General features: G+C 58.9%; 6 protein-coding genes. 5 read left to right on the top strand and 1 reads right to left on the bottom strand.

Going from position 1 to position 7,042, the window contains the following annotated elements:
• The 4 genes from AAC645_RS20160 to AAC645_RS20145 all read left to right on the top strand — a co-directional run.
• The coding region (locus AAC645_RS20160) for a serine hydrolase domain-containing protein (RefSeq protein ID WP_340318373.1) at positions 1-480 on the top strand (480 nt) is incomplete at its 5' end.
• Positions 481-753: 273 nt separating this feature from the next.
• Complete coding sequence (locus AAC645_RS20155) at positions 754-1,266, top strand: nuclear transport factor 2 family protein (RefSeq protein WP_340318372.1); 513 nt, start codon at positions 754-756, stop codon at positions 1,264-1,266.
• 106 nt (positions 1,267-1,372) lie between these two features.
• The gene (locus AAC645_RS20150) at positions 1,373-3,586 is read left to right on the top strand and encodes a TonB-dependent receptor (RefSeq protein WP_340318371.1); all 2,214 of its coding nucleotides are present in this window, start codon (positions 1,373-1,375) and stop codon (positions 3,584-3,586) included.
• A gap of 243 nt (positions 3,587-3,829) precedes the next feature.
• Positions 3,830-4,579, top strand: coding sequence for a glucose 1-dehydrogenase (locus tag AAC645_RS20145; protein ID WP_340318370.1), 750 nt, complete (start codon positions 3,830-3,832; stop codon positions 4,577-4,579).
• 232 nt (positions 4,580-4,811) lie between these two features.
• On the opposite strand, the gene AAC645_RS20140 is transcribed toward AAC645_RS20145, so the two are convergent.
• A complete protein-coding gene (locus AAC645_RS20140) occupies positions 4,812-5,921 on the bottom strand; it encodes a helix-turn-helix transcriptional regulator (RefSeq protein ID WP_340318369.1) in 1,110 nt (369 codons plus the stop codon).
• Positions 5,922-6,040: 119 nt separating this feature from the next.
• On the opposite strand from AAC645_RS20140, the gene cysD reads away from it, so the two are divergent.
• A complete protein-coding gene (gene cysD / locus AAC645_RS20135) occupies positions 6,041-6,943 on the top strand; it encodes a sulfate adenylyltransferase subunit CysD (RefSeq protein WP_340318368.1) in 903 nt (300 codons plus the stop codon).
• Positions 6,944-7,042: the final 99 nt, after the last annotated feature.

Below are 7,042 nucleotides of genomic sequence, written 5' to 3'. Positions count from 1 at the left end.
GCCATGGCGGCCGCGCTCGCCAATCCAATGATCGCCTGGGATTTTCCCAACCAACGCTATTGGCGCGCGGCGGGGCACTCGGCGGCAGGCGCGACCGCGAGTGCGCGCGGCCTGGCGAAGCTCTACGCGAATCTCGTCAGCGATGACCGGCGGGACGAGACAAGGCTGGTGAGCCGCACGGTGCTGCAGCAGGCGATCCGCGAGCGCATTGCCGGCATCGATCAGGCTATGGGCGTCCCCGGCCGCTACGCAGCCGGTTTCCGTCTCAACGACGGCGCGATGGGGCCGAATCCGGCATCATTCGGCCATGCGGGCTTTGGCGGCAGCGTGGCGTTTGCCGATCCAGAGCGCAGGATCGGCGTGGCCTATGCGACCAACACCATGCGGAACCCCAACCCGCAATGGGTAGACCCGCGCGTCGCCGCTTTGCTAGAGGCGCTCTATGCAGCCGACGCGGCCTTGCTAATCCCCGCGCGCTAGCGATCAGGCAACAAACTTGGCCCAAAAAAAGGGCGCTCATTCTATTGACAGTTTGCGCATTCACGCGGATGGTGACGTGCAAAGAGCCAGCAAAGCGGCCGGGGAGTCAATTGACTGGAGAGTGAGCATGGCTTGTAGAACGGGTGGAGTAGTCTTTGCGTTGATGGCTAAGTGCGAATTCGATTCCCTAAATAGTGGTCTCATTTGAACCAGGCCCATCCCCCGTCCTGACGAACCGGTAGCGAAAGAATGTGCTGCCTAGGAGAGACCTGAATGGATGCGCTGGATCGCCTGCTGGCGATTGAAGGGGTCAGGCAATGCAAGGCCAAGTACGCCTATTGCGTGGACACGAAGGACTGGGACGGTTTTGGCTCGCTGTTCACCGACGATGCGGTGTTCGATGAAACCAACGCTATGACTGCGCGTCACCCCAAGACCGGCGAGTGGGTTCGTACAGGTAGCGAATTTAGCCTGGAGCTTCTCCAGTCTGTCGAAAATGGGGTGGCCTGGCCCGTAATAGGGGCGAAGAACATTGTAGAGGTCGCTCGGGGGATGGCAGAATACAACCTCCTGGTGCACAAACTCTTCAATCCGACAATCGAGATCCTGACCGAGTTGACGGCGAAAGCTATATGGCCTTTCGAGGACGAGGTTTACTTCTCAGAGGGCCAGCCGATGAGATATATGAATGGCATGGGTCACTATCATGAAACCTACGAGAAAAAGGGTGATAACTGGCTAATCAAGACGATGACATTGACCAGAACGCTGGTGCGCGCACGCTGAGCCAAGATAATGCGTTTTCCAGAGAGATGTTTCATCGTCCAGCGGCGGCAGGGTGCCGTGTTAACAAAGCAGAATTAACAAAGCAGAAAGCAAGGGGAGAATTATCATGAAGATATCAGGACCAGTGGCAATCGCGCTTGGCGGGCTGCTCGCTTCGGCGAGCTACGCACAGGCCCCAGCCGGCGCGCCGCCTGCGACGTCAGCCCCGGAGGACGCGGCCAGCAGTGGCGCCGGCGAGATCGTCGTCACTGCCCAGCGCAGAACGGAGAAATTGCAGGACATCCCGATTGCGGTAACGGCGGTAACAGCCGCGACCGTCCAGAAGCTCGGGCTAGCCAAGATCTCCGATATCGCGGCAGTGACGCCAGGCGCGAACTTCACCGTCAGTGCCGGCTTCTTCTCGCCCAATATTCGTGGACTTGGCGTGGCTTTCACGGCAGCGGGCCTGGAAAGTCCAGTCGCGATTTATGAAGATGGCGCGTATCTGACGAACACCGTCGGCGCGAACGAACTTCTCGATAATTTCGACATCAGCAGCATCCAGGTGCTCCGCGGTCCGCAGGGCACGCTGTATGGCCGCAATGCGTCAGGCGGCGTGATCATCATCAACAGCGCCGATCCGACGTTCAAGCTCGAGGGGCGGGCGCGCGGCGAGATCGGCAACATCGATCATCAGCAACTGGACGCAATGATCAACGTACCGCTGGGCCAGGATCTTGCCCTGCGCGCCACCGGCGGCTACAAACATAATGGTGGGTTCATCCACAATGTGACGACAAACAGCGACAATGGTTGGGAAAAAAACTATCACGTAAGGGCGAAGCTGCGCTGGAATCCCGGAACCTCGGACATCGTGCTTGGAGGCGAATATTATGACCTCCGCAGTACCGTGACGCGGACGGGGACTTTGGGGCGCAACGACGCCACTTGCTTAGGCTGTGTTCTCGCGCCGCCCGGTACTATCAGTTCCACGCTCGGCTTCTACGAACAACAAAATCAATCCTATGCGCCGCCTGCCCACACCAAGTTTTACGGCGCCAACCTTAAGATGAATTTTGAGCTCGGCACCTTCGACTTGACGAGCACGACGACGTTCCGCCATCAGTCGACACGCCACAATGCCGGCGATACCGATATGACACCACTGCCCCTCTTCGAATATATCGGAGCGGATGTCGGGGGCAATACGTTCTCGCAGGACCTTCAGATGGCCTCGAAGCTGGGTGGCCGGTTCGAATATCTGTTCGGTTTGAGCTATCTGCACGACAAGCGTCATTTCAGGGCAGCTTTTCTAGGTGGGACCGTCCTGGACGACAGTACCTCGGTCGGCTTCTTCAACGAAGGAAGCACAAGTTCTTACGCGGCCTTCCTCGAGGGCTATTACAAAGTCACCGACGAACTGAAGATCACAGTTGGTGGGCGCTATACCTATGACGAGCGCGGCATGCGTGGATCGGCGTTTGGCGTCCCCTGGGGTGTGGATCTGCATACGTCGCAACGTGCGTTCACGCCGCGTTTCGTGCTGGCCTGGGATAATGGTCCGACCAACATCTACTACAGCTTCACTCGTGGCTTCAAGGCGGGCGGCTTCCCGGATTCGCAGCTTGCACCGCCTGCAACTGTCCAGCCTGAAAAGATCTCCAGTCACGAGGTCGGAATCAAGCAATCGATGCTGGATAACCGGCTCCGCCTGAACGCGGCTGCGTTCTATTTCAAGAACAAGGGTTTGCAAGCGCAGACGCTCAAGGACGTCACGCAGGGTGGTGCCACGACCTCGAACGCAGCCCTGGAAAACTACGGTGTCGAGGCTGAGGCGCAGATTATTCCTATGGAAGGGCTAAACTTCGGGATCACCGGCGCTTGGCAACATCCGCGGTACAAGCCGTTTGATCAGGTCATAGGGCTTGCATGCTTCGTTCCCGGGTTGGGAATGGTTAACTGTGATCCCCTGGTGACAAACCTTACCGGCACGCCGCCGCCGCAGGCTCCGACGTGGTCAGGATCGTTCAGCGCCAATTACGAATTCGCCGTCGGATCATGGTCCGCGTCGCTTTCAGGTCTCGCGACGTACCGCTCCTCGATCAACTACCAGCCCGGCGCTGGCGGTAATTTGAGGTACGATCGAAGCAAGTCTCTGTTCCTCGCGAATGCGTCGGGCTATGTGAGCCCTCCCGGCGAACACCTCCGCGTCGGCTTCTACGTGAACAATATGTTCGACAAGAAGTATGTCACGCGCCGGCAAACGCTCGTGCCTTTTGGGACAAGCTATAATGCCGGCCTGCCACGCACGTACGGCCTGCGCGTAGAGTATAGCTTCTGACACCGCACCTCGACCATTAATCGGCCATAGAACCCTGTGGATATCTGCACTGGTATCCACAGGGGCTGAGGATGAGCCAGTGATGTCAGCACCATAAAAAGACGAGAGCCAATGCGGCGACGATCCGGCTTCGGGGCAACAAAATCCAGCCCACGCGCGAACTGATCGACACGAAATTGGCTGATGATGTCTTGACCAGCACCGGCCGTTCCTGTGGTGTCAGAAATAAATAGAGGATGAGCAATGTTCGATCTGCAAGGCAAGGTAGCGATTATCACCGGCGGGGCCAGCGGCATTGGCGCGGCGGCAGTGCGCATGTTTCAGCAACTGGGCGCCTATGTCACCATTGGTGACATTCAAGAGGAGGCAGGTGAGGCCCTGGCAAAGGAGTTAGGCGAACAGGTGCGTTTTTCGCGCCTCGACGTCACCAGCTCCGCTGACTGGGAGCGCACGGTGGAAGAGACCGAGGCCGCTTTCGGTCCGGTCAATATCCTTGTTAACAACGCTGGCCATCCTGGTTTTTGGAAGGCCGTGTCTGATCTTACCCTTGAGGAATACCGCACGGTCTGCGCCATCAATCAGGAAGGCGTATTCCTGGGTATGAAGCTTGTCCTGCCTTCGATGAAGCGCGCAGGCGGAGGTTCGATCGTCAATAATTCATCCGGCTATGGATTGGTGGGCGCCGCGCAGAATTGGGACTATTGTGCATCCAAATTCGCCGTAACGGGGATGACCAAGGTTGCAGCGATCGAACTGGCGCCTTTCAACATCAGGGCCAACTCCATCCATCCGGGTGTCGTGCTGACGCCCATGGTCGAGAAAACGATGGAGCAACTCGGATCCGATGCGGATATTTATATCTCGCGTATGCCGCTCAATCGGAGTGCGGCCCCCTCGGAGATCGCCAGCGTCATCGCATTTTTGGCGTCAAGCGCCGCCAGTTTTGTTACGGGCGCAGCATTGCCTGTCGATGGAGGACTAACCGCACAGTGAGGATCGGCGTTACGCGCACAATGTAGATGCCTCTGCCGTTCTTATGGCGGGCTTTCCAGTAAGCGCACGTTTTGCCTTGTCCTCCGCAAGAGCCGGCAAATGCCACCGGATGATGTCGCCAGCGTAGCAGGCAAACGCTTTCAAGCTGAAGGGCAGGGTGCATGCTGGCGGCATAAGCACCGATAACGTTTCCGCGTTCGAGCTAGCCCCGCGCCGGCCCTGCGAAGGCAGGTCAGGCCAAGGCGAGGACGCTGGCCAAGATGTATCGGATGAGGTCTGACTGGCCGCGCGCGCCCATCTTCGCATAAATTTTCTTGGAGTAATTTCGGGCGGTCTCGACGGTCAGGCCGAGATCGGCCGCAGCTTCCGTCAGGGTTAGCCCGCGGCAGAGTGCCAGCGCCAGCCGGGCTTCACTCGGAAGCAGGCCGAACAGATCGGCTATCTGCTGATGGCGATCCGACAATAGATGATTGTCACCCTGAAGATATGCGATCGCAACCGGGGCCGACAAAGGCTCGTCGACCCTGGTCTGTATCGCGACCAGGAGCATGTCGATCCAAGGATCCCGGCTGATGTGCAACGCGCGCGGGCGTGTTTCGGGATTATCCGCGCATAGCTTGATGGCGGATCTCAGCTCGCGATCGAGCTCTGTGCTCACCGCCGTCAGGTGTCGGCGCCGCCCGATCCTGAGTGCCGGGCAATGCTGAAGCAGCCTTTGAGCGCGTGAGCTCGCTTCGATGATCCGGCCTCCGCTGTCCAGGCTCAGCCAGCCGAAGTTGAGCTTTTCAATAGCATTAGCCGATATGTTCGCGTGAGCTCGTCCGCGTTCGATCTCCACATAGTTGCGTAACGCGCGCCGCAAATGTGTTGCGAGCGCGCTCAGCAGCGCGCTATCGGCAGCCGTAAAGTCCGGATTGTCGCGCGCGATGGTGAGCCAGGCATCGACACCGCTGGGCTCGCTCACGCGCACCGTACGCATCTGGCGTGAGCCGCTGGGCGTGAGCAGTTCATCGATAAATTGCTGATGCTCGGCAACATCGCTGTCGAGCAATTCCGATAAGGCGTAGACCCGGCCTTCCCGCAATGCGAGATAGGGAAGCGGATCCCTCTTGTAGATCTCCTGACGATAGAGTTGTCGAAGCTCAGGTAGCGAACTCTCGCCGGAAAAAAGCTCGATCGGGCTGCTTCTCGGCAAGTGGGGCGGTCGGAAAATGAGCGATGTGTAATTCGCCCGAACCCGCATTCTCAAGCGATCGAGAAAGGTGGTCCACAGCGGCTGCTCGAACGGCCCGTCGTAAAGGGCGGTGAGCAGATCATTCTCGTCCTGAATGGTAAATTTCATGGCATCATACCTACCCTCCCACATGGGAGGTTTGCTGGCCCCAGCGTTATGACAATGCGATCAGGATTGCAATGTCGCGCGGCGTGATCCGTGCGCAGTTATGGTGAGGAAAGATGAGCTTGAGGACATTGACCCATCTTGAGCGCCTGGAGGCGGAGTCGATTCACATCCTGCGTGAGGTTGTGACCGAGGCCGAGCGTCCTGTGATGCTGTACAGCGTTGGCAAGGATTCGGCGGTGATGCTGCACCTCGCGCGCAAGGCCTTCTATCCGTCGCCGCCGCCGTTTCCGCTGCTGCATGTCGACACGACATGGAAGTTCAAGGCGATGTACGAGCTGCGCGACCGGATGGCGCGCGAGAGCGGGATGGAGCTGCTGGTCTATCACAACCAGGAGGCGATGGACCGCGGCATCAATCCGTTCGATCACGGCCCTCTTCACACGGATATGTGGAAGACCGAGGGTCTGAAGCAGGCGCTCGATAAATATGGCTTCGACGCGGCGTTCGGCGGCGCGCGGCGCGACGAGGAGAAGAGCCGCGCCAAGGAGCGGATCTTCTCGTTCCGCTCAGCCAATCACCGCTGGGATCCGAAGAACCAGCGGCCCGAATTGTGGAACCTCTACAATGCGCGCAAGGCCAAGGGCGAGAGCATCCGGGTGTTCCCGATCTCGAACTGGACCGAGCTCGACATCTGGCAGTATATCCATCTTGAGAATATCCCGATCGTGCCGCTCTATTTCTCGGCAAAGCGGCCGACGGTCGAGCGCGACGGCATGCTGCTGATGGTCGACGACGACCGCTTCCGGCTGAAGCCGGGCGAAGTGCCGGTCGATCGCTCGATCCGCTTCCGCACGCTCGGCTGCTATCCGTTGACGGGCGCGGTCGAGAGCGAGGCGGCGACCTTGCCGGAGGTGATCCAGGAGATGCTCCTCACGACCACGTCGGAGCGGCAGGGCCGCGCGATCGACAAAGATGCCGGCGATGCCAGCATGGAAAAGAAGAAGCAGGAGGGCTATTTCTGATGAACGCGACGCTCCAGGACGCCGAGAGCGCCTATCAGGTCGACAAGCTGATCGCCCAGGACATCGATGCTTATCTCGACCAGCACCAGCATAAGAGCC

It is taken from the genome of Rhizorhabdus argentea, assembly GCF_037861105.1.
GTDB lineage: Bacteria > Pseudomonadota > Alphaproteobacteria > Sphingomonadales > Sphingomonadaceae > Rhizorhabdus > Rhizorhabdus argentea.
This window is presented reverse-complemented; position numbering and strand designations above follow the sequence as displayed.

Excerpts from the sequence above, each read along its gene's own strand:
- AAC645_RS20155 (WP_340318372.1), top strand. The coding sequence starts at position 754 with ATGGATGCGCTGGATCGCCTGCTGGCGATTGAAGGGGTCAGGCAATGC.
- AAC645_RS20150 (WP_340318371.1), top strand. The coding sequence starts at position 1,373 with ATGAAGATATCAGGACCAGTGGCAATCGCGCTTGGCGGGCTGCTCGCT.
- AAC645_RS20145 (WP_340318370.1), top strand. The coding sequence starts at position 3,830 with ATGTTCGATCTGCAAGGCAAGGTAGCGATTATCACCGGCGGGGCCAGC.
- AAC645_RS20140 (WP_340318369.1), bottom strand. The coding sequence starts at position 5,921 with ATGAAATTTACCATTCAGGACGAGAATGATCTGCTCACCGCCCTTTAC.